The sequence below is a fragment of the Pumilibacter muris genome, from assembly GCF_943193045.1.
Lineage (GTDB): Bacteria > Bacillota > Clostridia > Christensenellales > Pumilibacteraceae > Pumilibacter > Pumilibacter muris.
Genome location: NZ_CALPCN010000011.1, coordinates 21,975 through 47,299 on the forward strand (window position 1 = coordinate 21,975; position 25,325 = coordinate 47,299).

At 47.9% G+C, this 25,325-nt stretch carries 29 protein-coding genes; all 29 read left to right on the forward strand.

Annotation, left to right across the window (positions count from 1 at the left end; genetic code table 11):
• Positions 1 to 639, forward strand: coding sequence for a beta-phosphoglucomutase (gene pgmB, locus NFR62_RS09790; protein WP_251617926.1), 639 nt, complete (start codon positions 1 to 3; stop codon positions 637 to 639).
• 65 nt (positions 640 to 704) lie between these two features.
• Positions 705 to 2,021, forward strand: coding sequence for a MazG family protein (locus tag NFR62_RS09795; protein WP_251617928.1), 1,317 nt, complete (start codon positions 705 to 707; stop codon positions 2,019 to 2,021).
• A complete protein-coding gene (gene dusB, locus NFR62_RS09800) occupies positions 2,018 to 2,947 on the forward strand; it encodes a tRNA dihydrouridine synthase DusB (protein ID WP_251617930.1) in 930 nt (309 codons plus the stop codon). Before NFR62_RS09795 ends, dusB begins: the two co-directional genes overlap by 4 nt.
• Positions 2,941 to 3,147, forward strand: coding sequence for a hypothetical protein (locus NFR62_RS09805; RefSeq protein ID WP_251617932.1), 207 nt, complete (start codon positions 2,941 to 2,943; stop codon positions 3,145 to 3,147). The genes dusB and NFR62_RS09805 overlap by 7 nt, the downstream gene beginning before the upstream one ends.
• A 152-nt stretch (positions 3,148 to 3,299) precedes the next feature.
• A complete protein-coding gene (gene rplU, locus NFR62_RS09810) occupies positions 3,300 to 3,599 on the forward strand; it encodes a 50S ribosomal protein L21 (RefSeq protein WP_251617934.1) in 300 nt (99 codons plus the stop codon).
• Positions 3,596 to 3,919 carry a ribosomal-processing cysteine protease Prp gene (locus NFR62_RS09815; RefSeq protein ID WP_251617936.1) on the forward strand — a complete coding sequence of 108 codons (324 nt, stop codon included), beginning with the start codon at positions 3,596 to 3,598 and terminating at the stop codon, positions 3,917 to 3,919. Before rplU ends, NFR62_RS09815 begins: the two co-directional genes overlap by 4 nt.
• Position 3,920: 1 nt before the next feature.
• A complete protein-coding gene (gene rpmA / locus NFR62_RS09820; protein ID WP_251617938.1) occupies positions 3,921 to 4,193 on the forward strand; it encodes a 50S ribosomal protein L27 in 273 nt (90 codons plus the stop codon).
• A gap of 146 nt (positions 4,194 to 4,339) precedes the next feature.
• Positions 4,340 to 5,161 carry a DNA-3-methyladenine glycosylase family protein gene (locus NFR62_RS09825; RefSeq protein ID WP_251617940.1) on the forward strand — a complete coding sequence of 274 codons (822 nt, stop codon included), beginning with the start codon at positions 4,340 to 4,342 and terminating at the stop codon, positions 5,159 to 5,161.
• A gap of 45 nt (positions 5,162 to 5,206) precedes the next feature.
• Positions 5,207 to 6,673: an HsdM family class I SAM-dependent methyltransferase gene (locus NFR62_RS09830; RefSeq protein ID WP_251617941.1), complete on the forward strand. Its 1,467-nt coding sequence runs from the start codon at positions 5,207 to 5,209 to the stop codon at positions 6,671 to 6,673.
• Positions 6,642 to 7,352 carry a hypothetical protein gene (locus tag NFR62_RS09835; RefSeq protein ID WP_251617943.1) on the forward strand — a complete coding sequence of 237 codons (711 nt, stop codon included), beginning with the start codon at positions 6,642 to 6,644 and terminating at the stop codon, positions 7,350 to 7,352. The genes NFR62_RS09830 and NFR62_RS09835 overlap by 32 nt, the downstream gene beginning before the upstream one ends.
• A 42-nt stretch (positions 7,353 to 7,394) precedes the next feature.
• Complete coding sequence (locus tag NFR62_RS09840; protein WP_251617945.1) at positions 7,395 to 7,604, forward strand: 4Fe-4S binding protein; 210 nt, start codon at positions 7,395 to 7,397, stop codon at positions 7,602 to 7,604.
• Positions 7,605 to 7,671: 67 nt separating this feature from the next.
• Complete coding sequence (gene vorB, locus NFR62_RS09845) at positions 7,672 to 8,751, forward strand: 3-methyl-2-oxobutanoate dehydrogenase subunit VorB (protein ID WP_251617947.1); 1,080 nt, start codon at positions 7,672 to 7,674, stop codon at positions 8,749 to 8,751.
• The gene (locus NFR62_RS09850; RefSeq protein ID WP_251617949.1) at positions 8,739 to 9,503 is read left to right on the forward strand and encodes a thiamine pyrophosphate-dependent enzyme; all 765 of its coding nucleotides are present in this window, start codon (positions 8,739 to 8,741) and stop codon (positions 9,501 to 9,503) included. The genes vorB and NFR62_RS09850 overlap by 13 nt, the downstream gene beginning before the upstream one ends.
• Positions 9,500 to 10,033 carry a 2-oxoacid:acceptor oxidoreductase family protein gene (locus NFR62_RS09855; protein ID WP_251617951.1) on the forward strand — a complete coding sequence of 178 codons (534 nt, stop codon included), beginning with the start codon at positions 9,500 to 9,502 and terminating at the stop codon, positions 10,031 to 10,033. Before NFR62_RS09850 ends, NFR62_RS09855 begins: the two co-directional genes overlap by 4 nt.
• Positions 10,030 to 10,557, forward strand: coding sequence for an NfeD family protein (locus NFR62_RS09860; protein WP_251617953.1), 528 nt, complete (start codon positions 10,030 to 10,032; stop codon positions 10,555 to 10,557). Before NFR62_RS09855 ends, NFR62_RS09860 begins: the two co-directional genes overlap by 4 nt.
• A 91-nt stretch (positions 10,558 to 10,648) precedes the next feature.
• Entirely contained in the window at positions 10,649 to 10,924 is a 276-nt protein-coding gene (locus NFR62_RS09865; RefSeq protein WP_251617955.1) for a YabP/YqfC family sporulation protein, read from the forward strand.
• On the forward strand, positions 10,921 to 12,039 hold the full coding sequence (locus NFR62_RS09870; protein ID WP_251617957.1) for a sporulation protein YqfD: 1,119 nt from the start codon (positions 10,921 to 10,923) through the stop codon (positions 12,037 to 12,039). The genes NFR62_RS09865 and NFR62_RS09870 overlap by 4 nt, the downstream gene beginning before the upstream one ends.
• Before the next feature lie 79 nt (positions 12,040 to 12,118).
• Complete coding sequence (locus tag NFR62_RS09875) at positions 12,119 to 13,063, forward strand: PhoH family protein (RefSeq protein ID WP_251617959.1); 945 nt, start codon at positions 12,119 to 12,121, stop codon at positions 13,061 to 13,063.
• Positions 13,041 to 14,486 carry an HDIG domain-containing metalloprotein gene (locus NFR62_RS09880; RefSeq protein WP_251617962.1) on the forward strand — a complete coding sequence of 482 codons (1,446 nt, stop codon included), beginning with the start codon at positions 13,041 to 13,043 and terminating at the stop codon, positions 14,484 to 14,486. Before NFR62_RS09875 ends, NFR62_RS09880 begins: the two co-directional genes overlap by 23 nt.
• Entirely contained in the window at positions 14,483 to 14,962 is a 480-nt protein-coding gene (gene ybeY, locus NFR62_RS09885) for an rRNA maturation RNase YbeY (protein ID WP_251617972.1), read from the forward strand. Before NFR62_RS09880 ends, ybeY begins: the two co-directional genes overlap by 4 nt.
• A 53-nt stretch (positions 14,963 to 15,015) precedes the next feature.
• Complete coding sequence (gene era, locus NFR62_RS09890; RefSeq protein ID WP_251617975.1) at positions 15,016 to 15,927, forward strand: GTPase Era; 912 nt, start codon at positions 15,016 to 15,018, stop codon at positions 15,925 to 15,927.
• Between the two features lie 65 nt (positions 15,928 to 15,992).
• Positions 15,993 to 16,166 carry a hypothetical protein gene (locus tag NFR62_RS09895; protein ID WP_251617977.1) on the forward strand — a complete coding sequence of 58 codons (174 nt, stop codon included), beginning with the start codon at positions 15,993 to 15,995 and terminating at the stop codon, positions 16,164 to 16,166.
• A 39-nt stretch (positions 16,167 to 16,205) separates the two neighbouring features.
• Positions 16,206 to 16,835, forward strand: a complete 630-nt coding sequence (gene recO, locus NFR62_RS09900; protein ID WP_251617979.1) for a DNA repair protein RecO — start codon at positions 16,206 to 16,208, stop codon at positions 16,833 to 16,835.
• Between the two features lie 144 nt (positions 16,836 to 16,979).
• Positions 16,980 to 19,625 (forward strand): pyruvate, phosphate dikinase, encoded by a 2,646-nt coding sequence (ppdK, locus tag NFR62_RS09905; RefSeq protein ID WP_251617988.1) that lies wholly within the window; start codon positions 16,980 to 16,982, stop codon positions 19,623 to 19,625.
• Positions 19,626 to 19,744: 119 nt separating this feature from the next.
• Positions 19,745 to 20,749 carry a deoxyguanosinetriphosphate triphosphohydrolase gene (locus NFR62_RS09910; protein WP_275556893.1) on the forward strand — a complete coding sequence of 335 codons (1,005 nt, stop codon included), beginning with the start codon at positions 19,745 to 19,747 and terminating at the stop codon, positions 20,747 to 20,749.
• A gap of 5 nt (positions 20,750 to 20,754) precedes the next feature.
• Positions 20,755 to 22,509 carry a DNA primase gene (gene dnaG, locus NFR62_RS09915; protein WP_251617992.1) on the forward strand — a complete coding sequence of 585 codons (1,755 nt, stop codon included), beginning with the start codon at positions 20,755 to 20,757 and terminating at the stop codon, positions 22,507 to 22,509.
• Positions 22,510 to 22,630: 121 nt separating this feature from the next.
• A complete protein-coding gene (gene rpoD, locus NFR62_RS09920) occupies positions 22,631 to 23,896 on the forward strand; it encodes an RNA polymerase sigma factor RpoD (protein WP_251617994.1) in 1,266 nt (421 codons plus the stop codon).
• Positions 23,893 to 24,519 (forward strand): tRNA (adenine(22)-N(1))-methyltransferase TrmK, encoded by a 627-nt coding sequence (locus NFR62_RS09925; protein WP_251617995.1) that lies wholly within the window; start codon positions 23,893 to 23,895, stop codon positions 24,517 to 24,519. The genes rpoD and NFR62_RS09925 overlap by 4 nt, the downstream gene beginning before the upstream one ends.
• Positions 24,504 to 25,313, forward strand: a complete 810-nt coding sequence (locus NFR62_RS09930) for a Nif3-like dinuclear metal center hexameric protein (protein ID WP_251618005.1) — start codon at positions 24,504 to 24,506, stop codon at positions 25,311 to 25,313. The genes NFR62_RS09925 and NFR62_RS09930 overlap by 16 nt, the downstream gene beginning before the upstream one ends.
• The last annotated feature ends 12 nt before the right edge of the window (positions 25,314 to 25,325 follow it).

Below are 25,325 nucleotides of genomic sequence, written 5' to 3' on the forward strand. Positions count from 1 at the left end.
ATGAAAACGAAAGGTGTTATTTTCGATTTGGACGGGGTGCTTTGTTCTACCGACGAATATCATTATCTTGCCTGGAAAACTTTGGCGGAAAAACTCGGCATAGAAAACTTTACGCGCGCCGACAACGCTCGGCAACGCGGAGTGAGCCGCATGGAAAGTTTGGAAGTGGTGCTCGAAAAGAGCGGTAAAGCATATTCAAGCGAAGAGAAGTTGCGTTTTGCCGATTATAAAAACGAGATTTACAAAGAAATGTTGCAAAACATGTCTCCCTCCGATTTATCGACAGACGTTAGGCATACGCTCGAAACGCTTAGCGCAAAAGGAATAAAAACGGCGGTCGGTTCGTCGAGCAAAAACACTCCCGCAATTTTGGCGCGTTTGGGGCTGTCGAACTTTTTCGATGCGGTTGCCGACGGCAACGACATAACCCGCTCTAAGCCCGACCCCGAAGTTTTTTTGTTGGCGGCAAGCAGACTTTCGCTATTACCCGCCGACTGCATTGTGGTGGAAGACGCCGAGAGCGGCGTGGACGCGGGGCTTGCGGGCGGCTTTCGCGTGGCGGCGCTCGGCGACGCCTTAAAGTGCGGCAAGGCTACTTACGCTTTAGATACGCTGAGCGATTTGCTTAAAATATTGTAAGCGCTTTGCGTTTAAACGCCGAAAGGCGGTTGACATTATTTTAGCCGTTTGCTACAATATGTGGTATGATTACCGTTATAGGAATAGGCGCCGACAAAGGCGAACTTACTTTTAAAGCGGCGAAAAAAATCGCCGAATCGAAACGCGTTTTTTTGCGTTCGGCTAAAACTGCGGCGGGCGGCAGTGTGCTGAAAGAGTTTCCGCACGTTGTGCCGCTCGACAATCTTTTTGATACCGCCGAGAATTTCGACGCGCTCGCGGCGGCGGTTTGCGACGCTGTTTTGGAAGCGGAGCGCGAGAGCGGAAGCGTTGCGTATCTTACCGACGGCGACGGAGTTGACGAATACGCCGCCGCTCTTTGCGCTCGCGCCGAAAAGGTTGAATTTATTTACGGCGTGGCGCAAAACAAAGCGAGGGGCGCGTCTCCCTGCGAGTTGCGCATATCTGCGCTTGACGCAGTTAGAAAAAAGCCCGAACTCGACACTTCGCTTGCTTTGCACGTTGTGGAAATAGACGACGCGGAACTTGCGGGCGATTTAAAGCTTTGGCTTATGGGGTATTACGGCGACGAAACGGAAGTTACCGTTTGCGTTAAGAACAAGGTTAGCAAAATACCTCTTTACGAACTCGACCGACTGCGCTCTTACGATTATTCGTGCGAACTTTACGTTGAGGCGCAAGACGGCTTTTATAAAGAAAAATATTGCTTCGGCGATTTGCTCAGAATAATGGGCAGACTTACGGCGGCTGACGGTTGCCCGTGGGATAAGGCTCAAACGCACGAAAGCATACGCATAAATATGCTTGAAGAGGCATACGAGGCTGTAGACGCGATAAACGGCGGCGACATAGCTGCAATGACGGAAGAACTCGGCGACGTTCTTTTGCAAGCGGTTTTTCATTGCGACATGGCGGAACGTTTTGGCGAATTCGACCGTTCTGACGTTATAACGGGACTGTGCAACAAGCTTGTTACTCGCCATACGCATATATTCGGAGAAAACAGAGCGCAAGACGCCGACGAAGCGCTCGGATTTTGGGAGCAGGCGAAGTCGGTGGAAAAGAGCTACGTTTCAACCTCCGATAAGCTCAACCGTCTGCCCGAGAATTTCCCGTCGTTGCTTGCCGCCGAAAAGGTGTATAAAAAACTCGTTAAGGCGGGTGTCGGCGGCGCCGACGAACTAAGAAAAGAAGCGTTCGCCGAGCGAAAAGAAAATTCGGAACAAGCTTTCGGAAAGCGTTTGTTTGCTCTCGCCGCAGTTATGGCGGATTTGGGAATAGACGCCGAAACGGCTCTCGGCGCGTATGTAAGCTCGGTAAAAAAGAAGTTTGCGGAAGCCGAAAAATTGAGTGACACCGAAAACTTTTTGAAAACAATATGAAGATAGGCAACATAAACTTTGCCCAACCGTTCGTGTCGCTTGCGCCTCTTGCCGGTTACGGCGATGTTGCTTTTCGCCGAATATGCCGCGATTACGGCGCGTCGCTCACCGTTACCGAAATGGTTTCGGTTAAAGGGCTTGTTTACGGCAACGAAAAAACGGAATGTCTTTTAAGGCTTGCGCCCAACGAGACGCCGAGTTGCGTTCAGTTATTCGGAAGCGAACCCGAATATTTCGGCAAGGCGCTCGCTTTGCCCGAACTCGATAAATTCGATATTATAGATATAAACATGGGTTGTCCCGTTCCCAAAGTTACAAAATGCGGAGAGGGCAGCGCGCTTATGCGCGACGAAGGGCGCGCCTCCGAAATCGTAGCGGCTTGCGTAGCTTGCGCAAAAGGCAGACCTGTTACGGTTAAGCATAGGTTGGGAATTTCGGAACGCAGTATAAACGCCGTTAGCTTTGCGGAGAAAATGCAGGAGGCGGGCGCGGCGGCAATCACAGTGCACGGCAGAACTACAGCGCAAGGTTATAGCGGAGTTGCCGATTGGGACAAAATAGCCGACGTTGCGCGGGCGGTAAGTATTCCCGTTATAGGCAACGGCGACGTTACCGATTTATGCGGAATAGAGCGCGCTGTTAAAGCGGGTTGTTCGGGCGTGGCACTCGGGCGAGGCGCTCTCGGAAAACCGTATGTTTTTGCAGGGGAGAAAAAAGGACCTCTTTTGAATGTGATATTAAAGCACTTGGGCTACGCGCTCGAATATTTTCCCGAAGCGGTGGCGGTTCGCACAATGAGAAAACATCTTTGCAAATATCTGGCGGGTGTGCGAGGCACGAAAGAACTGAGAATGCAAATTAACGCCATTTCCGACGCCGAAACTCTTGTCGGCGCGCTGAAAAAAGGATTGAGCGAAGAATGTTGAGCGTGGGCGTTTGGGTTATTGTAGCGCCTCTTATTGCCGCGCAATATATTTTGGCAGTTGTCGGACTCATAGCACTTTCACGCCGCGAACTTGCAAAAAAAAGCTACGTTATATGGAATATTGTTATATTGCTTGTGTTTTTTGCGGGAAGCATAGCGTTTTTGATATACAACAAAATACGTCCGCGTCCTAAAAAATAGCGCGCAAACGAAAAAGCGTGCTTATTTTGCTTGACCTGAGTTGCGCTTATGTGTTACTATTATATGTGGAGTCGTATAGAGAAGGCGCCTAAACGGCAATTTCGGTTGTCTGCCTTCTATAACGGATACTAACTTGAGGAGGTACCGAAAAAATGTATGCTGTGATTTTAACCGGAGGTAAGCAATACCGCGTGCAAGAGGGCGACACCATCGAGGTGGAAAAGCTTGACGGCAATCCGGGCGACAAGGTCGAATTTCCCGTGCTCATGACGTCCGACAACGGAACGGTTGTTGCGGGAGCCGACGTTAAAGCGGTTGTAACCGCCGAAATCGTGGGTAATGTGCGCACCAAGAAAATCGTTGTGTTCAAGTATAAGGCTAAGAAAAACGAGCGCAAAAAGAACGGACACAGACAAAGCTACACTCGCGTTAAGATAGTTAAAATAGCGTGACGAACGTAGTCGTTAAGAAGAAAGGCGGCAAAATAGTTTCGGTAGAGTGCGACGGACACACTTGCTACGGAGCTGAGGGAGAGGACATTGTGTGCGCGGCGCTTTCGAGCGTTGTGCAAACGGCGGTTCTCGGACTTATGCGCGTGGCGGGAATAGCGGTTGCTTTTAAAACCGACGACGGCTATCTTTATGCGGAGCTTCCCAAAGAGCTTTCGGAAAAAGAGCGCCATGACGCCGACGTGATACTTGAAACAATGTTTGCGGGAATAGCCGATTTATACGAGGGCTATTCGGACTTTATTGAATTGGAGGTTAAGTGAAATGTTTATAAATATTCAGCTTTTCGCGCATAAGAAAGGAATGGGCTCGTCCAAAAACGGGCGCGATTCTGCGGCACAGCGTCTCGGCGTAAAACGCAGCGACGGTCAGTTCGTGCTTGCGGGCAATATTCTTGTGCGTCAGCGCGGCACTGCGGTTCATCCCGGCAAAAACGTGGGAATCGGCAGCGACGACACGCTGTTCGCTCTTGCCGACGGCAAGGTTAAGTTTGAAAAGAAAGGCGATAAAAAGCAGGTCAGCGTTTATCCTGCCTAAGCTTTTATGGCGTAATTGTTAAAGAAAAGGGTTGCAAAGGCGACCCTTTTGTTGTAAAAAATTCGATTTTTATAAGCGGACGGTTTTTTGCGGCTTTTGCAAAATAAAAAGCGTGTTTAAACGTACATAAAAAAACGGTAGAATATATGAACGAAAGAATAACGGAACGGGGCATAGTTTGCCCGCGCGAAGAACTTAACATAGAGCGCACGCTTAAATGCGGACAGCTTTTTCGTTTTTTCAACAATGCCGACGGAACATATTCGGTTGCGAGCGGAAATAAAACCTGCAAGCTATATTACGACGGCGACAACACCGTTATAGAAACGGACGAGCCCGAATATTTTGCGCGTTATTTCGATTTCGAAACCGACTATTCGCGCATTATGGCGGAACTTTCGGAGTTCGGCGAATTGCGCGAAGCCCTTGCGTGCGGCGGCGGACTAAGAATTTTGCGTCAGCAACCGTTTGAAGCTACGGTTAGCTTTATAATATCGGCGAACAACAACATTAAGCGTATTCAAGGCATTATAGAAAGAATATGCGCGCGCTTTGGCGGCGAAAGCGGCATTGCGCCGTTTCCTTCGCGCGAAGAGCTATCCACGCTTTCCGTAGAAGATTTTTCGGCTCTCGGCTGCGGTTTCCGCGACAGATACCTTTATAACACGGTTCCGCTTTTAACGCGCGAATATCTTGACGCAATAGAAAATATGCCGCAAGAGTTCGCAAAAAAAGAACTTTGCAAGCTCATGGGAATAGGTCCGAAAGTTGCGGAGTGCATTTTGCTGTTCGCATACAAGAAAACGGCGAGCTATCCTGTTGACACTTGGATATTCAAGGCGGGCAAAACGGCGGAACTCGACACACCCGAAAAGGTGCACGAATATTATTCGCGCCGCTACGGCGAAAACGCGGGCTACGCGCAACAATATGTGTTCTACTATAACCAACAACGAATCGGCGGCTGAAACTATTGCGGAAATTGTTTTAATATGATATAATAATTTGTATTTATGAAAACAGAAGTTACAAAATCAACCGAAAAGTTAAGCGGACGGTTCTATACGCCCGAATATATCGTAAACAACATACTTGATTTGTCAAGTTATTACGGAAATACGATATTAAGAAAGCATGTTATTGACAACAGTTGCGGTGACGGCGCGTTTTTGGTTGCGATTGTAGGTAGATATTGCGACGAGTTTTTAAAAACAAGTAGAGATTTATGCTCTCTTAGCGAGGAGCTATCTGCATATATTCACGGTGTGGAAATAGATGAGAACGAATGTCGTAAATGCGTTGAGAAGCTTAACTCCAAAATTAAAAATTACGGGTTAGATTCTATCGTTTGGGATATAATGTGCGCCGACGCTTTGTCGGTTGATAAATACGATGGAAAAATGGACTTCGTTTTGGGAAATCCACCGTATATAAGAGTTCATAATTTAGGAGATAATTTTTCCAATATAAAGAAATTTTCTTTTACGCAAAACGGTATGACCGATTTATATATTGTCTTTTATGAAATCGGTTTAAAAATGCTTAATGCCGGCGGAGTTTTGGGCTATATAACCCCGAGTTCGTTTTTTAACAGTATAGCGGGAAAATATATGCGCTCGCATTTAATAAACAATAATTTAATCGACAAAATTGTTGATTTGAGGCATTTTCAGGCGTTCTCCGCCACAACGTACACAACTATAGCAATTTTAAAAAATAACCGCAAAAAGAAAACGACAGAGTATTATCAATTCGAAGCTAATAACAATATTCCATATTATGTCGATACTTTAAGTGTGGAAGATTACTTTATTTGCGGCAATTTTTATTTTTCTAATAGAGAGAATTTGCACGAATTAAAAAGTATTTTGTCCTTTACGACTATAAAAGAATGCTTCGCGGTTAAAAACGGTTTTGCTACTCTTGCGGACGGCTTTTTTATCGGGGAATTTGATTTTAATGAATTTACCATTCCCGTTGTAAAAGCTTCGACGGGAGCGCACGCCAAATGTATTTTTCCGTATTCGAAAGGCAAATTGATTCCGTATAATATTTTAACTCGCAATAAACGCATTAAAAAATATTTTGAAACTTCTAAGGAGTTATTGTTGAAGCGAAGTTTGGAAAGCGAGAGTGGTTGGTACGGGTTCGGCAGAACTCAAGGTATTAACGATGTTGAAAAAAACAAATATTCGGTAAACGCTTTAATTAGGTCACCGTTTGATATAAAACTTATTAAATGCGGTAAAGGTGTAGGTGTTTACAGTGGTTTGTATATTTTGACGGAAATTGAGGAAAGCGAGTTGCGAAAAATTATGTATTGTGAAGAGTTTATGTCATATATTTCGTTACTTGGTAAATATAAAAGTGGGGGATATTATACTTTTTCATCAAAAGATTTAAAAAGATTTCTTGAATACAAATATTCACAAAGGAGAGGTTTTCAAAATGAACAATTCTCAATTTTTGGCGGTGCTTAAAAAGTCTTTTATAAATTATTTGCATACGGGAGCAAGGAGCAATAAAAAACTTGAAATTTTACATGGTGCAATTTCCGAAGATTTAAACGAACGGTTGGGTGATAAAAAGTATTCGGTTTATTCTTTAGGCTTTAAAGACAACAAAGAACGTAAAATTAAAGGACGGTATGTAGATAAAACTGTTGACATTACTGTGGCTGAAAACGATAAGCCTATCGCGGGTATTGCGGTTAAATATGTAATGAGTAATTATCAACAAAATTCTAATAACTACTTTGAGAACATGCTTGGTGAGACTGCAAATATCCGTTCTGCTCAAATTCCGTATTTTCAGATTTTTGTTATACCCGATAGTGTTCCGTATTTTAAAAAGGACGGCGAAATATCAAAACCTGAAAAGATTAACGAGCATAATTTAAAAAAATATATCGTTTTGTCAAAAGATAATGCTGCAGATTTTTTACATACTCCACTTAAAACACTTGTTTTTATAGTTCATATTGAAAATAACGATGAAAGTCATAAGTTTATTGACAGAAAAGAATACAAGGAGTTTTATTTAAATAATGAGTTTGAAATGACTAAATCGAAATTACAATTTGATTTTGGAAATAGCGTAGTTTATAATGATTACGACACTTTTATTCAAAAAGTTGTTTATTCTATTAAAAGTTTGTAATAAACGAATCGGCGGCTGAAAAGCTAATCGGAGGTAGTTTAAATGAAAAAATTATTGTTTAACGAAAGTTTATGCAAGGGGTGCGGACTGTGCGTTTCGGCGTGCCCGAAAAAAATTCTTAAACTCGGAAACAAAATAAACGCTATGGGCTATGCGGTTGCGGAATGTACCGACGAAGACAGTTGCATAAGTTGCGCGTTTTGCGCCACAATGTGCCCCGATTGCGTAATAGAGGTGCATAAAGAGGTTTAAAGCCTTTTTCGCGCCTACGGTACTTTACGTTATTAAAACCGCATTTTTTATTAGGAGACGTTAAAAAATGAAACAACTTTTAAAAGGGAACGAGGCTGTTGCCGAAGCCGCAATAGCGGCGGGTTGCCGTTGCTTTTTCGGATATCCCATAACTCCGCAAAACGAAATTCCCGAATATATGTCGTGGCGCATGAAAGAGGTGGGCGGGCATTTTGTGCAAGCCGAATCCGAAGTGTCGGCAATAAATATGGTATACGGCGCGGGCGGCGCGGGCGCGCGGGCAATGACGAGTTCGTCCAGTCCGGGCGTAAGTTTAAAGCAAGAGGGAATAAGCTACATAGCGGGCGCCGAAGTGCCTTGCGTTATAGTTAACATGATGCGCGCGGGACCCGGTCTCGGAGGCATACAGCCGAGCCAAAGCGACTATTTTCAGGCTACGAAAGGCGGCGGACACGGCGACTACCGCATGCTCGTGTATGCGCCGTCGTCGGTGCAGGAAGCTGCGGATTTAACGTACAAAGCTTTCTTTCGCGCCGACTACTACCGCAATCCCGTTATGATTCTCGGAGACGGTATGCTTGGGCAAATGATGGAACCCGCGCAAATTCCCGTAGCCGTAGACGTGAACAAGCTTCCTAAAAAAAGTTGGGCGGCAAGCGGAAATAACGGCGGCAAACAAAGAGTGATAAATTCTATTTTTATGAATCCCGACACGTTGGAAGCTCACAACGCTCACCTAACGAAAAAATACGAGGAAATGAAAAAGCTCGACACAATGTTCGAGCACTACCGCACCGACGATGCCGAAGTGGTGTTGGTGGCATACGGCATTGTGGCGCGCATCTGCAAAGCGGCTGTGGATATGCTTCGAGACGGCGGAATAAAAGCGGGGCTCTTCCGTCCTATAACTTTGTTCCCGTTCCCTTACGGCGAGCTCGCTAAGCTCTCGGATAACGGTGCTGAAACGTTCGTTTCGGTGGAGCTTAGCTGCGGGCAACTTATAGAGGACGTAAAGCTTGGTTTGTTCGACAGCAAAAACCGTCCGCAGGTAGGCGTTTTCGCTCGCGTGGGAGGAAACGTTATGAAGCCCGAAGACGTTGCCGAATATATAAAGGCGGGGAGGATTACGCAGTCATGGATAAAATAGTATTTAGAAAGCCGAAACTATTAAACGATACTCCTATGCACTACTGTCCGGGTTGCACTCACGGTATTGTTCACCGCTTGATTGCCGAAGCGCTCGAAGAACTCGGCGACACCGACAACGTTATAGGAATTGCGCCCGTAGGTTGCGCCGTGTTCGCGTATAATTATTTTACATGCGACATGTTTCAGGCGGCTCACGGCAGAGCGCCGAGCGTTGCTACCGGAGTTAAAAGAGCTAATCCGAACAGCACGGTGTTCGTGTATCAAGGCGACGGCGACCTTGCGAGTATAGGCATGGCGGAGATAGTTCACGCCGCCACTCGCGGGGAAAACATTACGGTTATATTCATAAACAACGGAATATACGGTATGACGGGCGGGCAGATGGCGCCCACCACTCTTCCCGGTCAGAAAACAACCACTTCTCAGAGCGGCAGAAATCCATTAGAGCACGGCAATCCCATTAAAATATGCGAAATGCTTTCAACGCTCACAGGTCCCGCATATATAGCGCGCACTTCTGTTCACGACGTTAAGGCGGTTCGCGCAACCCGCGAGGCAATTAAAAAAGGCTTTAAGATGCAACGCGAAAAGAAAGGTTTTTCGCTTATTGAAATTTTGTCAACTTGCCCCACGAACTTTCACATGAGCCCTGTGGCTGCGCTCGAATACGCGAAAACTGCGGGGTGTGAGGCTTATCCTTTGGGAGTTTATAAAGACGTTGAGCAAAGTAACGAGGTGAAAGGAAAATGAAACAAATCATAGTAAGCGGCTTCGGCGGACAGGGCGTGCTTTCGCTCGGGCTAATGTTGTCGTATGCCGCAATGAAAGAAAACAAAAACACTTCCTTTTTGCCGTCTTACGGGCCCGAAATGCGCGGCGGCACCGCTAATTGCAGCGTTGTGATTTCCGAGAAAGAAGTGGCTTCTCCCGTTATAAGCCGCCCCGACTTACTCGTTGCGTTCAACGAACCGAGCCTTGCTCGTTTTGTTCCCGCTTTAAACGAAGGCGGCAGATTTTTCGTTGATTCCGAAACTGCGAAAAAAGAATACCTTACAAAGAGTAACGCGGTAGCCGTTCCTTTGAACGAGCTATGCGGAAACAATAAAAAGGGGCACAATATAGCGATGTTCGGCGCTATGCTCGGCTTTACGGGGATTAAGCTCGAATCCGCCGAATACGCCGTGCGGCAGGTGTTTAAAAATAAACCGCAGTTTATAGACGCGAATCTCGGTTGTTTGCATGCGGGCGTCGATTTTGCGCGCAAGGCGGGACTTAAATGATTGCGGCAGGCTTGCAACATAATTTAATTGAATTATTTTCGGGAATGAGTGTGGTAACTTTTATTCTCGTTGCGCTCGGACTGATGCTTATAGTTATCGAGTTTTTTCAGCCCGCGCACAGAATTTCGGCATATTGCGGTGCGGCTTTAACGTTTTGCGGCATAGCCGTGCGAATGCTTTCGGGCGGCACGCTTGTTATGCTGTTTTTTATGGTGTTTTTTTGTGCGGTCGTGTTGCTTGCGGCGCACATATTAAAATTGTTCACGCAAAAAAAAGCGTGGCTCGCAACTTCGCTCGCGCTTAAACTCGAACGCTCGGTGCAAGAGGAAGCCGACGGCTATTCTTACATTTTGGGGCGTGAAGGAGTTGCCACAACCGACATTTCAGGCAACGGGCACATGTCGCTCGACAACGTGAATTTTTTTGTGAGTAGCGAAGAGTTTATAGCAAAAGGCAGCACGGTGCGCGTTGTGCACGTTTTCGGCGACAGTATAAGGGTGGTACCCGTATACGACGAAGTGTAGCCTTTTCGGGCTTTGCTCGCGGCATATTCTCACCGCTTGTTAAATACTATATAGTATGAGTTTTTTCGGTGAATTTGCGCGAGTGTTAGGCATGGACGAAGCGCGCTTGGCGCTCGGCTACAACTATGTGAACTACAACGGCGAAGCTGTGTATTTAGAGGGCATACAAAGCGTTCTCAGAATAGACGGCGAAGAAATCGCTTTTCGTTTGAAGCGCGGCGTGCTTTACGTTACGGGCGAGGAACTTACGGTTTCCGACCTTTGCGGCGCGAGCGTTTTGGTTCGCGGTAAAATTGCGGCGGTGGAAACTGGCGAAAGCCGAAACGCCAAAGCCAAACGCGAGAAAGAGGGCGGTGACGCGAAATGAGGACGTCGCGCGTAGCTTTGCGGGTGGAAAGCTTTAACCGTGCGGGCGTGGTAAACGCGCTTGCGAAAGAGAATGTTGCGGTTTTCGACGTGGTTCGCTATTCCTCGCGCGAATTCGGCTTTTATGTTGAAAAAAAAGAACTGCGCAAAACTTTTGCTATTTTGGACGGAATGTGTTATAATTACACTGCGGAGTCTTTTTCGAGCTTAGGAAAACGGGTTCGCGGAGTGTTGAAACGCGCGGGGCTTATGGCGGGAGTCTTTGTTTTTTCGGTGCTTGTGGCTCTATCGCGCGGATACATTTGGCGGATAGACGTTTCGGGCAACGAGACTGTGCCGGATAAGGTAATAGAAAAAGCCTTAACCGCAAATCATATAGCCGTTGGCAAAAAGCTTTCGGGATTCGATTCCGAAGCTGTGGCGGCTGTGCTACGCGGTATCGACGGCATAAAACTTGCCACCGCTAAAAGAGTAGGCACCACGATAGCAATCGAGGTTTTCGAGAGCGACGAAATTGCCCCGCCTTTGGCTTTTTCGGATACCGATATTCTTTCTGACTACGACGCCACCGTAACGCGTATTGTGGCGCGCGAAGGAACCGTTCTCGTAAAACCCGGTCAAAACGTGTTTAAGGGAGCCCCGCTGATAGGCGCGTATCGAGTAACCGAAGAGGGAGCAGAACCTACGCATACTCGGGCAAGCGGAATAGTTTACGGCAAAGTGGCTTTCACTAAAAGCGTTACCGTAGCCACCGAATGGTACGAAACCGTTGCGGAAAAAACGTATAGCCGAACGCGTTTAAAGCTATTCGGACTGACGCTTGGCAAAAAGCCGAAAAGCGCCGACGGCGTGGAAATTGTGGAAAGCTATTCCAAGTTCAACGCGTTTTTGCCCGTAAAGGTAATTCGTTCGCGCGTTACCGAAACAAAAAGGGTAAAAAAGACCGCCGACATCGAAGAGCTTGCCGCGCTCACAGAGGAAAGGATTGTGTCGGAGTTTGTGCACGAAGCCGTTACAAACGGTTTCACCGCAAGCAGAACGGTGCGTGAACTCGGCGGCGGTTTGTGGCGAGTTAACGTTTTTATAGAAGCCGAAATGGTTATCGGCGGAGCGTGAAACGGAAAAAATCAATTACGGAGAGTAAGTTCTTACGGCAAAATCTACAACAACCAAAACTATAAAATTCGGCGCGGATATGGCGGGACTTTTCGGCGAGCTCGATGAAAACGTTAAGCTCATAGAAAAGACGTTCGGCGTGAGCGTGTCGCTTTCGGACGGCGGGTTGTCGGTTCGCGGAACGGACGACGGAGTGGCGAAAGCGGCGAAACTTATAGAAGCGCTCGAAGAACTGTCGGAGCTCGGCGAAGAACTTAACCGCAGAGTGGTTTCGCACACGGCGCGCCTTATAGAAAACGGCGAGGCGGACAACCTGTCGGAAATATACGGTTCTGTGGCTGCGGTTACTCACAAAGGTAAAAAGCTAAGGGTTAAGTCGTCGGGTCAGCTCGAGTATATAAACGCAATAAAGAAGAATACCGTTGTAATAGGAATAGGACCCGCAGGCACCGGAAAAACCTTTTTGGCGGTTGCGCGCGCGGTAAGCGCTTTAAGAGCGGGCGAGGTTCAGAAAATAATTCTTACGCGACCAGCAATCGAGGCGGGAGAAAAACTCGGATATTTGCCCGGCGATTTGCAAATGAAGGTAGACCCGTATTTGCGCCCGCTGTACGACGCTCTCGAAGAGTTGATGGGCGAAAGCTATTTGCGGCTGATTGAAAGAGGAGTTCTCGAAATTGCGCCGCTCGCGTATATGAGAGGCAGAACGCTTAAATCGTCGTTCGTGATTCTCGACGAAGCCCAGAATACAACATGCGAGCAAATGAAAATGTTTCTAACCCGTTTGGGCGAAGGCAGTAAAATGGTGGTTGAGGGCGACTTAACGCAAATAGATTTGCCGCAGGGCAGAAAAAGCGGGCTCGCCGACGCCGCCGAAGTTTTGAGCGGTATAGATAAAATAAGCGTTATAAGACTTAAAGAAACTGACGTAGTGCGCCACGAGCTTGTGCAACAAATCGTGTCGGCGTATGAAAAAGCAAGCAAAGGAGAACCGAAAAACGATGGAAAAAGCGTCAACGGTTAAAGGACATAAAGCATCCGCGCGGGAAGTCGCGCGTGCTTTTTTCGTGTTTTTTGCTACTGCGGTGGTAATAGTTTGCGCTTCAGTGCTTAAATTCGTTTTGGTGGAAGACGTTAAGGCACGATTTACGGTTGTGTCTTACATTCTGTTCGCCATAGTGATAATCGTTATATTATCGGGGCACTTCGTTTATGTGGCAAGCAGCAGAACTGAGGTATTAAAAAACATAAGGCTGTTTTCCGCCGTTTATACCGCAATCGGCTTTACGGTTGTTGCAAACGTGTGGCTTGAAAAAATAAATTCGTTTCTTATGCCCGCAATGCTTGCGGCGTTTATAGTTGCCACGCTTGCAAACGGGCGCGACGCGTTTTGCGCCAACATTTTCACTAATATTTTAATACTGTTTATATTGCTTACTCAAAACCACCTGACGCAAAGCACGCACTACTACGCTGTGGTTTCGAAATTCGCGCAGGGTCTTACCGGCGGTTCGATTGTGGCATACTGGATTAAAAACAGCGTTAAGCGGTTGAACTTTTTGCTTAAAGGTTTGTTCGTGGCGTCGCTTTCGGTGCTCGCGGTGTTCGCGGTTGTTACGGCGTTTAACGGTCAGGTTCTCAATCTTGTTGAAATCGGATTTCTTGCGGGCGGAACTTTGGGGCAGGTAATAGTTGCGGTTGTGTTGCAGCCCATTTTCGAAACGGTGTTTAATCTTGTAACCAACACCCGTCTTGTGGAACTTACCGACCACAACGCCCCGCTTATAAAGCGCCTTAAAGAGGAGGCTCCCGGCACGTTCAACCACAGCCTTGCCGTTGCCAACTTTGCGGAAATTTGCGCGAGCGCGATAGGCGAAAATCCTTATCTTGCGCGCGCGTGCGCATATTATCACGACGTCGGAAAACTTGCGAACCCGCAGTATTTTAAAGAAAATCAAGGCGACATGAACCCGCACGACGGACTTTTGCCCGAAGTTAGCGCCGAAATAATCCGCAATCATGCAACGGAAGGCAAAAAGCTTTGCGACGAATACAGAATTCCGAGCGAGGTTTCGGATATAACGGTAGAGCATCACGGCACTTTGCCCATTTATGTGTTTTACGCAAAAGCCAAACAGCTTACCGACGGCGAAGTTGACATGGATTGGTACAGCTATCACGGCAGAACTCCCGTTTCGAAAATCGCGGCTATAATAATGCTGTGCGACAGCGGCGAGGCGGCAATACGCGCTATGGACAACCCCGACGCCGAGCGCGTGGACGCTCTTTTGCGAAAGCTCATTCACGACAGAATTCAGGCGGGGCAGTTCGATAATTGTTCAATATCGCTCCGCGACCTCGACACAATAAGACAGACTATTATAAACGCTTACGGCGGGCAGTTCCACAAAAGGCTTCGCTATCCCGACGGAGGTTCAAACCTGTGAGCGCGATTGCGGTTGCGTTGAAAGAGAGCGGCGACTACGGAAAAATAGCGGATGCGGCAAGCGAATATTTTTCGCTTAAAGGAAATGCGGAAGCGGAGCTCGTGTTCGCGTCGCCCGAAGAAATACGAGAACTTAACCGCGAAACCCGCAACACCGACGTTGAGACGGACGTGCTCAGTTTTCCCGCGCTTTCGCTCGAAGCGGGAAATTATCCGCCTTTTACAAAGGAAAACTTTCCTTTCGAATTCGAGCCGGAAAGCGGGCGCGTGGAGCTTGGCAGCATAGTAGTGTGCCCCCAAATAGCCGAAAGGCAGGCGGCGGAATACGGGCACGGGGCGGAACGAGAAAAGGGTTATCTTTTTTTGCACGGTCTTTTGCATTTGTTGGGGTTCGACCACATTGAAGAAGCCGACAAAAAGAAAATGAGAAAAGCGGAAGAAGAAATTTTAATAAAGGTCGGGCTCGAGCGCCGATAGTGCCGCAGTGCGGGAATGGCGCGAACAACTCGTAGACCGAAGAGGTAAAAATTATGTTGAGCGGATTTATTGCAATACTCGGCAAACCTAATGTGGGGAAGTCGAGCCTTATGAACGCGTTGGTAGGCGAAAAGGTGTCTATCGTAACGCCTAAGGCTCAGACTACGCGCGATAAAATTTTGGGAATCGTAACCGACGAAAATTCTCAAATGGTGTTCGTAGACACACCGGGCGTTCATAAACCGCAATCGAAACTCGGCGAATATATGAACAAATGCGTGTCGTCCGCCGCCGACGGTGTGGACGCCGTAGTTATAGTTCTCGACGCGTCTAAAAAGCTTACCGATTCGGAAATCGCTTTTATAGAAAAGCACTTGCACACGGGGGCGTCGGTGTATGTGGTTATAAACAAAACCGACCTTGTGTCTTACGAAAAAATTTATCCCATGCTTTCCCGTCTTGCGTATCTTACGCGCGAAGACGGCAAGCGCGGCGCGATTAAAGAAATTATTCCCACGTCTTGCTACAAGGGCGACAACATAGAACTGCTGAGAAGCTATCTTAAAGGCGAACTCGTGGAGGGCGACTGTTATTTCGACCCCGACGACATAACCGATAAGAGCGAACGCTACATGATTTGCGAAATAATCCGCGAAAAAGCTTTGTTGTTTTTGCAAGACGAAATTCCGCACGGAATAGGCGTTTATATTCAAACAATGGTGTACGACGGCGGACTTGCCAACATAGACGTTGACATTATCTGCGAGAAAGAAAGCCACAAATCGATTATAATAGGCGAAAAGGGAAGTAAGCTTAAAACAATAGGCGAGCGCGCCCGCGCCGACATAGAAAAATTGCTCGGAACGAAAGTGTATTTAAAACTTTTTGTTAAAGTGCGCGAGGACTGGCGCAACAAGCACAACGTGCTCCGCGACATAGGTTACGACAAAAAGAAAAATTTGTAAAATAGCCTTGCGGTTAAATCTTTCGCTCTCGTTTGGGTATGCTAAAATCGGAGGTTTTATTGCCGATGATTAACGGAATTTACGACGACGGAATGGGAAACGCTTTGGGAACGGGTGCTTCGTTGCCCGCAGCCGAGCTTGTGTGGCTGATGTTCGCTCAAACGGGTATGCCGGGATTGTATATGCTATACAGCGATTTGAACAACAACGGAGAGCGCGAGCGTTCCATTTTAGACTGACGGGCGGGAGCTTTAAATACAAAGGAGGTCGGACTTTTTATGACCGACGTTAAGGCGTGCGGCGTTTGCATAGGTAGCCGCCCGCGCGGCGACAACGACAAAATGCTCGACGTGTTTTGCGACGACGGCAACGTGTACGGCGTTTTGGCGAGAGGCGCTTTAAAGCCCAAATACAAACTCAAATTCGCAACACAGCTCTTTTCGGCGTGCAATTATTATCTTTGCCCGTCGAAAGCGGGCTATTACATACTCGGCGGCGCCGATTTCGGCGAACTGTCGTTTTTGAGAATATCGAACGAACCTCAAGCTTTCGCCGCCGCATGCTTTGTTTGCGAAGTGGCTAACAAGTGCGTTAAGGTGGAAAACAAGCGTATGTATGCCGAAACTGTGGCGGCGCTCGGCGAACTTGCGTCGTTCGAAGACGTTTGCGCCCATGCGGTTTGTTTAAGAATTTTGCTTGCGGCTTTCGTGTCTTGCGGATTGGGCGCGCAAATACCTGCGGGTGAAAAGGGAGCGGTTTGCGAAAAACTTCTCGGCGCCGAGCTAGGCTCGGTGTCTTTGATTGCGCCCGAAAAGTCGGTGACTTTTCAACTTATAAGGCAATACGCTTCGCGTTTTACGGCGCATTTCGGAAAACTCAACAGTTTGAGCACGGCTTTGAGTTTTTAGTTTTTAGGCGAATAAGTGTGCGCAATGCGGCGAGTTTATGTTTTAAACGCGCAAAAACCTTTATTCAAACAGTTGCTTTCGAACGTCGTATTGTGTTATAATAAATTTTGGTAAAAAAATCATTACAAGGAGTGGATAAACAACATGTCCAAAAAGTACGTTTATATGTTTAAAGAGGGCAACGGCAAAATGCGCGAGTTGCTCGGCGGAAAAGGCGCCAACCTTGCGGAAATGACAAATCTCGGATTGCCCGTGCCGCAAGGATTCACAATTTCAACCGAAGCTTGCACTCAGTATTATGAGGACGGCAAGCAGATAAATAAAGACATTCAAGCCGAAATCATGGAAAACATAGACAAGCTCGAAAAGCTCGTCGGCAAAAAATTCGGAGACAAGCAAAACCCGTTGTTGGTTTCCGTTCGCAGCGGCGCGCGCGCTTCCATGCCCGGCATGATGGACACTATTTTGAATCTCGGACTTAACGAAGAAGTGGTAGAAGTAATCGCCGCAAAATCCGGTAATCCCCGTTGGGCGTGGGACTGCTACCGCAGATTCATTCAAATGTATTCCGACGTAGTTATGGAGGTGGGCAAGAAATACTTCGAACAGCTCATCGACAAAATGAAAGAAAAGAAAAAGGTTACGCAAGACGTTGAACTTACTGCCGACGACCTTAAAGAACTCGCTTCGCAGTTCAAAGCCGAATACAAAGCCAAAATCGGAAAGGATTTCCCGACCGACCCCAAAGAACAGCTTTTCGGCGCTATAAAAGCGGTGTTCCGCAGTTGGGACAACCCCCGCGCGAACATTTACCGCATGGACCACGACATTCCGTACAGCTGGGGTACTGCCGTAAACGTTCAAATGATGGCTTTCGGCAACATGGGCAACGATTCGGGTACCGGCGTTGCGTTTACGCGTAATCCCGCTACCGGCGAAAAAGGACTTATGGGCGAATTCCTTGTGAACGCTCAGGGCGAAGACGTTGTTGCGGGCGTTCGCACTCCCATGCCCATTGCGCAAATGAAAGAGGTGTTCCCCGAAGCGTTCGCGCAGTTTGAAAACGTTTGTAAAACTCTTGAAAACCATTACCGCGACATGCAGGATATGGAATTCACCATAGAGAACAAAAAGCTCTACATGCTTCAAACGCGTAACGGCAAGCGCACCGCAGCCGCCGCAATTAAAATCGCATGCGACCTTATAGACGAAAAAATGATTAGCGAGCAAGAAGCGCTTATGCAAATAGACGCGAAATCGCTCGACATGTTGCTTCACCCCACGTTCGACACGAAAGCGCTTAAAGACGCCGATAAGAACAACGTTGTTGGCAAGGGCATAGCCGCTTCTCCCGGCGCCGCAACCGGCACAATCGTGTTCACAGCCGAAGACGCCGTTGAAGAAGGAAAGAAAGGCAAAAAGGTTATTCTTGTGCGTCTCGAAACCTCTCCCGAAGACATCGAGGGTATGAAATACGCGCAAGGCATTCTTACCGTTCGCGGCGGACAAACTTCGCATGCTGCGGTTGTTGCTCGCGGCATGGGCACCTGCTGTGTGTCGGGCTGCGGCGACATTAAAATGCACGAGGAAGAAAAATACTTCGAACTTGCTGGCAAAACGTTCCGCGAGGGCGACGCGCTCAGCCTCGACGGTTCCACAGGCAATATTTACGATTGCGCTATAAAAACCGTTCCCGCCGACCCCAACTCCGGTTACTTCGGCAGAATAATGAGCCTTGCCGACAAATACAAAGCTCTCGGAGTGCGCACCAACGCCGACACTCCTTCGGACGCTAAGCAAGCCGCCGCGTTCGGAGCGCAGGGCATAGGGCTTTGCCGCACCGAGCACATGTTCTTCGACGCCGACAGAATAGGCGCGTTCCGCGAAATGATTTGTTCGGATACGGTTGAAGAGAGAGAAGCCGCGCTCGCCAAAATCGAGCCTATGCAACAAGCCGACTTCGAGGGGCTGTTCGAAGCTCTCGGCGGCTATCCCGTTACTATCCGTTTCCTCGACCCGCCTCTTCACGAATTCGTTCCCACCGAAGAAGCCGATATAAAGGCTCTCGCTAAGGCGCAGAACAAGAGCGTTAAGAGAATACACGAGATTATAGATTCGCTCCACGAGTTCAACCCCATGATGGGACACAGAGGTTGCCGCCTTACCGTAACTTATCCCGAAATTGCGGTAATGCAAACCAAAGCTATTATAAAAGCGGCAATCAATGTTAAGAAAAAGCATTCGGCTTGGAATATCGTTCCCGAAATCATGATTCCTTTAACGGGCGAAGTTAAGGAAATGAAGTTCGTTAAAGACATAGTTGTGAAAACCGCAGACGCTGAAATCAAGGCTGCGGGAGTAAAGCTTAAATACGAAGTAGGCACTATGATAGAGATTCCGCGCGCGGCAATCACCGCCGACGAAATCGCTACCGAAGCCGAATTCTTCTGCTTCGGAACCAACGACCTTACGCAAATGACGTTCGGATTCAGCCGCGACGACGCGGGCAAATTCTTGGGCGCATACTACGGCGCTAAGATTTACGAGAGCGACCCGTTTGCACGCCTTGACCAAAAGGGCGTTGGCAGCCTCATGAAAACCGCTGTCGAACTCGGAAGAAAAACCCGTCCGAATATGCATTGCGGAATATGCGGCGAACACGGCGGCGACCCTTCGAGCGTGGAATTTTGCCACAATATAGGGCTGTCTTACGTTTCCTGCTCGCCTTACCGCGTGCCTATTGCGCGCTTGGCTGCGGCGCAGGCAAACATAAAAAATCCCCGCAAGTAAGAAAACGGACGGGATTATAAGAACCACACGTTGAATCCGCTAAGGACGGTGCGAAAAAGGCGCCGTCCTTAACGTGGTATTCGGGCACGGCGCTTTTTTCGCGGTGCGGAGGAGTTATTATAGACGGAAGCAATAAGCGTTATTCCGACGTAACGCACGAAATCGAAAGTAAATATTTGAGCAAGTACGCTACGCGCGCCGCCGAAACCAAAGGGCGCGTGAGTCCGCTCGAACCCGACGGACTTCGCACCGATTTTCAGCGCGACCGCGACCGTATTTTGCATTGCAAGGCGTTTCGGCGTTTAAAACACAAAACGCAAGTTTTTCTTTCGCCCGAAGGCGACCACTACCGCACAAGGCTAACGCACACTCTCGAAGTAAGCCAAATAGCCAGAACAATTTCAAGGGCTTTAAGGCTTAACGAAGATTTAACCGAAGCAATCGCGCTCGGGCACGACTTGGGACACACGCCTTACGGTCATGCGGGCGAAAAAGCTTTGAACAAGTTCATACATTTCGAACACAACGAGCAATCGCTCCGCATGGTGGATAAGCTTGAATACGACGGAGACGGAATGAACTTGTGTTTCGAGGTGCGCGACGGCATTTTAAACCACACAAGTAGGGGCAAACCCGCCACTTTGGAAGGGCAGGTTGTGGCATGGAGCGACCGAATCGCATACATAAATCACGATATAGACGACGCTGTTCGCGCGGGAGTGATTAAAGAAACGGATATTCCGAGCGAATTTCGAGAACTGTTCGGTCAACGTCATGCCGCACGTCTTAACAGCATGATTTTGGATATAATTAAAAACAGCTTCGATAAGCCGTATGCCCGCCCGAGCGAAGTTTTCGAGCGTGAAATTATGCGTCTGAGAAAGTTTATGTTCGACAACGTTTATTCGTCGCCCGTAGCGAAAGCCGAAGAATACAAAGCGGTAGACATGATAAGCTTTTTGTATCGGTACTATACCGAAAATCCGAACAAAATTCCCGAAGAGTTCGGAAAAATGGACAGCACCGTTGAACAGAAAACGGTGGATTACATTTCCATGATGAGCGACAATTATGCAGTGAGGTGTTTTACCGACATTACGGTGCCGAAAAATTGGAATAAATAGAATAAATGGATTACGGAGAGTTTATAAACGAATTATTGAAGCGTAGCGATATAATAAAACTCATATCGCGCTATACGCCTCTTACGAAAAAGGGCGGCACATACTGGGGGTGTTGTCCGTTTCATCACGAAAAAACTCCGTCGTTCACAGTGTCGGAAGACAGAGGGCTTTACCACTGTTTCGGTTGCAAGGCGGGCGGTAACGTAATTAACTTTGTAAGCGAAATCGAGTCGGTAGACAAGAGCGAGGCTATTAGGATACTTGCCAAAGAAGCGGGGCTCGAAGTTCCGCAGTTTAAGGCGGGAAACAAAGATTACGCGCTTGAAGCTAAAAAGCGCGAACGGTTGTATAAACTCATGCGCGACGCGGCGCGGCACTATCACGAAAACTTGTATTTGCCTGCGGCAAGCGGCGCGCGCGACTATCTTAAACGGCGCGAGGTGGGCGAAAACCTTGTTAAAAGGTTCGGGCTCGGATACAGCGTTTCGGGCAACGAAATGATTTTGTATCTTAAAGGGCTCGGATATACCGTGTCGGAAATGAAAGACGCGGGCATTGCGGCTCAGCGCGCCGACGAATATTACGACGTTTTTTACGGCAGACTGATTTTCCCGATTATCAACAACATGGGCGAAGTAGTGTCTTTCGGCGGGCGGGTGCTCGTTAATAACCCCGATTTTGCCAAATACCGCAACGGAAGTCAAACCATTATATTCGATAAGTCGCGCAATATATACGCGGTGAACTTGCTTAAAAAGAAAAAGCAGACTTCGGGACTTAGCTATATAATCATGACGGAAGGCTATATGGACGTTATATCTTTGCACAAAGCGGGCTTCGATATGGCTGTGGCGTCTATGGGAACTTCTCTCACCTCTGTGCAGGCAAAGCTTTTAAAGAATTATTGCGAGCGTATCTACATAAGCTATGACGGAGACGGCGCAGGTCAGAAAGCTACTTTAAGGGGGCTCGACATTCTTTCGGAGGCGGGGCTTAACGTTAAGGTTGTGCAGCTTCCCGACGGGCTCGACCCCGACGACGTAATAAAAAAACACGGCGCGGAGTTTTACAAAAAATTGCTTAACGAAGCCGTTACGCTCACAAGGTTTAAAATAAACAATCTTGCCAAAAAGTACGACTTAGCGCAGTCGGACGAAAAGGCGAAATTTGCGGTGGAGGCGTCTAAAATAATAAAGGCGCTGCCTAACCCCGTAGAACACGAGGAATATTTGACGCTTGTGCATAAACTTACGGGCTACACAATGGAGTCGCTATACAGGCAAACCGAGCTAACGCCGTTGCCCGAAAAGAGCGAACCCGAAAAACCGCAATCGCGCCCCGCGCAGAACATAGACCCGTCGCTTAGGTTTGTTCTTGCATCGGTGCTTGCCCAAAAACCGTATTGCGACTACACGCTGGACGTGTTCCCGTATCTTGACGGCGAATTGCCCCGACGTATTTACGAGTGGGGGCTTAGCGGTTTTAAGTCGGGGCAAAAACGCGGTCTTGCCGAGTTTTTCGAAGAGACGCCCGAAGAAGATAAACAGCTTTTAAACGAACTTGTGGGGTATCCGTTTTTGGACGGAGACGGTTCCGACAAATACCGAGAGTGCGTTAGAGCTCTTTCAATAAGCAATTTAAACGCGAGAAAGGCGGCGCTTGCAAAACGCTTCGACGAAACGAAAGACATGAAGCTTTTGCGTGAAATAAGCGAGCTCGACAAAAAGCTTAAAACGATTAGGCAGGGCGACGACGCTTAAAAATTTAACGAGCGCGATATAAAAGACTTTGTTCAACGGTTTAAAAACCGTTGCGGAAAAAAGGATATTACAAAGGCAGTACAAAGCGGCTGTGCCGCATAGACGATTTAAGGAGTGTAAGATGTCCGAAGTTCAATTAAACGAACAATTAAGCGATGTTATAGAAGCTCTTGCGGAAGCGGGCGCGAGATGCGGCGGCAAGCTGACCTACGACGAAGTGGGCGAAAAGCTTGCCGACTGCAAAGCGAGCGCCGAGCAGATGGAAGAAGTTTTGAGAATTCTTTCGGAACGCAAGGTTGAAGTTGTTAAGGTTGTTCCGCAAATTCAACTCACCGATAAAATCAACCGAGAGGTTAAGCGGCTAATCGAAGCGGGCAAGCGCAGAGGTCATTTAACCTACGACGAAGTGGGCGAAAAACTTGTTGTTGAATGCGAAGCCAACGCCGAGCAGATGGAAGAGGTTTTCCGTATTCTCGCGCAAACGGGCGTTGAAATCATAAACACGCAAATAGACCTTAAAAACGACGATTCAATCGAGCAGCTTATAGCGGGCGAAGTAAACATAGACGACCCCGTTAAGGTTTATCTTAAAGACATAGGCAGAGTTCCTTTGCTATCGGTGGAAGAAGAACTCGAACTTGCTCAGCGCATGGCAAAGGGCGACGAGGACGCGAAAGCGAGGCTCAGCGAATCCAACCTACGGCTTGTTGTGAGCATAGCCAAGCGTTACGTTGGGCGCGGCATGTTGTTTTTAGATTTAATTCAAGAAGGCAATTTGGGTCTTATGAAAGCGGTAGACAAATTCGACTATACAAAAGGCTTTCGTTTTTCAACTTACGCAACGTGGTGGATTCGTCAGGCTATTACGCGCGCAATCGCCGACCAAGCCCGCACAATAAGAATACCCGTGCACATGGTTGAAACCATAAACAAGCTAATTCGCACAACGCGAGTGCTCGTTCAGGAATTAGGACGCGACCCCACCCCCGAAGAAATAAGCCGCGAAATGGGAATTTCCGAAGACAGAGTGCGAGAAATTCAGCGCATAGCGCTCGACCCCGTGTCGCTCGAAACTCCCATAGGCGAAGAGGAAGACAGTCATCTGGGCGATTTTATAGAGGACAACAACGCTACCGCGCCTCAGGATATGGCGGCGTTTACTCTTTTGAAAGAACAGCTTTTGGGCATACTCGACACGCTCACGCCGCGCGAAGAAATGGTTTTGCGGCTTCGTTACGGAATAGACGACGGGCATTCCCGCACGCTTGAAGAGGTGGGAAAGGAATTCGGCGTAACCCGCGAACGTATTAGGCAAATAGAAGCCAAAGCGCTTCGCAAGCTCCGCCATCCGTCGCGCAGCAAAAAGTTGAAGGACTATATAGATTGACGGTTCGACTTTGCGCGTTATGCGCGCTAATAGAAAAGACGAAAAGTTTTATAGACGTGGGTTGCGACCACGGATACGTTGTTAAATACGTTTCGGATAATAAACTTGCCGCCTCGATTACGGCTTGCGATATATCCGCTCCGTCGCTTGATAAAGCGAGGGCGTTGCTCGGCGAGAATTGCGGCGTTAGGTTTGTATGCGCCGACGGCAAACATGCCGCGTCGGGGCACGAAACAGTGCTTATAAGCGGAATGGGCGGCATTGAAATTGTAGAAATAATAGGCGGGTGCAATCCTAAAACTTTTATTCTCTCGCCGCAGTCGCATGCACGCGACGTGAGAAAAACTTTGCTTGAAAAAAATTACCGCATTGAGTTCGACAGAGTTGTTTACGACGGCAAATATTACGACGTTATTAAAGCGACTTTGGGCGGCGGAACCGATATGCTAAAAGGCGCGAGCGCGTCGCGTTTGAAATACGGAATGTTCTTAAACGTTAAAAACGACGCGCTCGTAAACAAGTTGCGTTCGCTTGAAAAAGCGGTTGCGTCGTATCCGCCCACAGCGGCGAATTTACAAAAGCTTGAAAATATAAAGGAGGCGTTATCGTGGCAATTACGGTAGGCGAGGCTGTAAAACTGATAAGGGATTTTGCGCCCGAAGAGTGCGAATACAAAAAAGAGTACGACAATATAGGGCTGATTCTCGGCGATGAAAACATGCCTGTGTCGCGCGTTGTGTGCTGTTTAGACGTTACAATGAACGTTATAGACGAGGCTTTGAATTTGGGCGCCGAGCTTATAATAAGCCATCATCCTATGTTGTTTTATCCCGTAAAGAACATAAGTGCCGAAACCGTTCTCGGCAGAAAGCTTCTTAAAGCGGCTGCGAACGGAATAGCTATTTACGCTGCGCACACCAACCTTGATTTCGTGCGCGACGGAATAAACGATTATGTGGCTCAACTTCTCGGATTGCATAACGTTACAAGTTTGGAGCCGTACATAGACGGGGAAATAGGTTTCGGCAGAGTTGGCGAACTCGGCAATAAAGTTTATTGCTCGGTGCTAAAAGGCGAAGTGGAATCGGTGTTGCACGATTCTTATGTGCGCACAATAGGCGAACCGTATGCTCAGGTTAAACGGGTGGCTGTGATAAACGGCGGCGGAGGCGGCGACACAAAATGGGTTGACGCGGCGCTCAAAGCGGGAGCCGATTGTCTTATAACCGCCGACGTTAGGCATCATGTTGCGGTATACGCTTACGAGAGCGGGCTCACAATAATAGAGCCGCAACACTTCACTATGGAGCATTGTTACATTTCGCGTTTGGTGCAAATTCTCAAAATAGAAGCGAAAGCGCGACATGCCGAAATAGAAATCTTGCAGTCGCAGGTTGAGCATAATCCGCGCTTTTGATTTGCGGGAGCA

Coding starts and splice junctions, on each gene's coding strand:
- NFR62_RS09895 (WP_251617977.1), top strand. CDS start 15,993: ATGATTAACGGAATTTACGACGACGGAATGGGAAACGCTTTGGGAACG.
- NFR62_RS09875 (WP_251617959.1), top strand. CDS start 12,119: ATGGCGGGACTTTTCGGCGAGCTCGATGAAAACGTTAAGCTCATAGAA.
- pgmB (WP_251617926.1), top strand. CDS start 1: ATGAAAACGAAAGGTGTTATTTTCGATTTGGACGGGGTGCTTTGTTCT.
- NFR62_RS09805 (WP_251617932.1), top strand. CDS start 2,941: ATGTTGAGCGTGGGCGTTTGGGTTATTGTAGCGCCTCTTATTGCCGCG.
- NFR62_RS09850 (WP_251617949.1), top strand. CDS start 8,739: ATGGATAAAATAGTATTTAGAAAGCCGAAACTATTAAACGATACTCCT.
- NFR62_RS09865 (WP_251617955.1), top strand. CDS start 10,649: ATGGACGAAGCGCGCTTGGCGCTCGGCTACAACTATGTGAACTACAAC.
- NFR62_RS09840 (WP_251617945.1), top strand. CDS start 7,395: ATGAAAAAATTATTGTTTAACGAAAGTTTATGCAAGGGGTGCGGACTG.
- recO (WP_251617979.1), top strand. CDS start 16,206: ATGACCGACGTTAAGGCGTGCGGCGTTTGCATAGGTAGCCGCCCGCGC.
- dusB (WP_251617930.1), top strand. CDS start 2,018: ATGAAGATAGGCAACATAAACTTTGCCCAACCGTTCGTGTCGCTTGCG.
- NFR62_RS09860 (WP_251617953.1), top strand. CDS start 10,030: ATGATTGCGGCAGGCTTGCAACATAATTTAATTGAATTATTTTCGGGA.
- vorB (WP_251617947.1), top strand. CDS start 7,672: ATGAAACAACTTTTAAAAGGGAACGAGGCTGTTGCCGAAGCCGCAATA.
- dnaG (WP_251617992.1), top strand. CDS start 20,755: ATGGATTACGGAGAGTTTATAAACGAATTATTGAAGCGTAGCGATATA.
- rpmA (WP_251617938.1), top strand. CDS start 3,921: ATGTTTATAAATATTCAGCTTTTCGCGCATAAGAAAGGAATGGGCTCG.
- era (WP_251617975.1), top strand. CDS start 15,016: ATGTTGAGCGGATTTATTGCAATACTCGGCAAACCTAATGTGGGGAAG.
- rplU (WP_251617934.1), top strand. CDS start 3,300: ATGTATGCTGTGATTTTAACCGGAGGTAAGCAATACCGCGTGCAAGAG.
- NFR62_RS09880 (WP_251617962.1), top strand. CDS start 13,041: ATGGAAAAAGCGTCAACGGTTAAAGGACATAAAGCATCCGCGCGGGAA.
- NFR62_RS09870 (WP_251617957.1), top strand. CDS start 10,921: ATGAGGACGTCGCGCGTAGCTTTGCGGGTGGAAAGCTTTAACCGTGCG.
- NFR62_RS09795 (WP_251617928.1), top strand. CDS start 705: ATGATTACCGTTATAGGAATAGGCGCCGACAAAGGCGAACTTACTTTT.
- NFR62_RS09855 (WP_251617951.1), top strand. CDS start 9,500: ATGAAACAAATCATAGTAAGCGGCTTCGGCGGACAGGGCGTGCTTTCG.
- NFR62_RS09825 (WP_251617940.1), top strand. CDS start 4,340: ATGAACGAAAGAATAACGGAACGGGGCATAGTTTGCCCGCGCGAAGAA.
- rpoD (WP_251617994.1), top strand. CDS start 22,631: ATGTCCGAAGTTCAATTAAACGAACAATTAAGCGATGTTATAGAAGCT.
- NFR62_RS09835 (WP_251617943.1), top strand. CDS start 6,642: ATGAACAATTCTCAATTTTTGGCGGTGCTTAAAAAGTCTTTTATAAAT.
- ppdK (WP_251617988.1), top strand. CDS start 16,980: ATGTCCAAAAAGTACGTTTATATGTTTAAAGAGGGCAACGGCAAAATG.
- NFR62_RS09830 (WP_251617941.1), top strand. CDS start 5,207: ATGAAAACAGAAGTTACAAAATCAACCGAAAAGTTAAGCGGACGGTTC.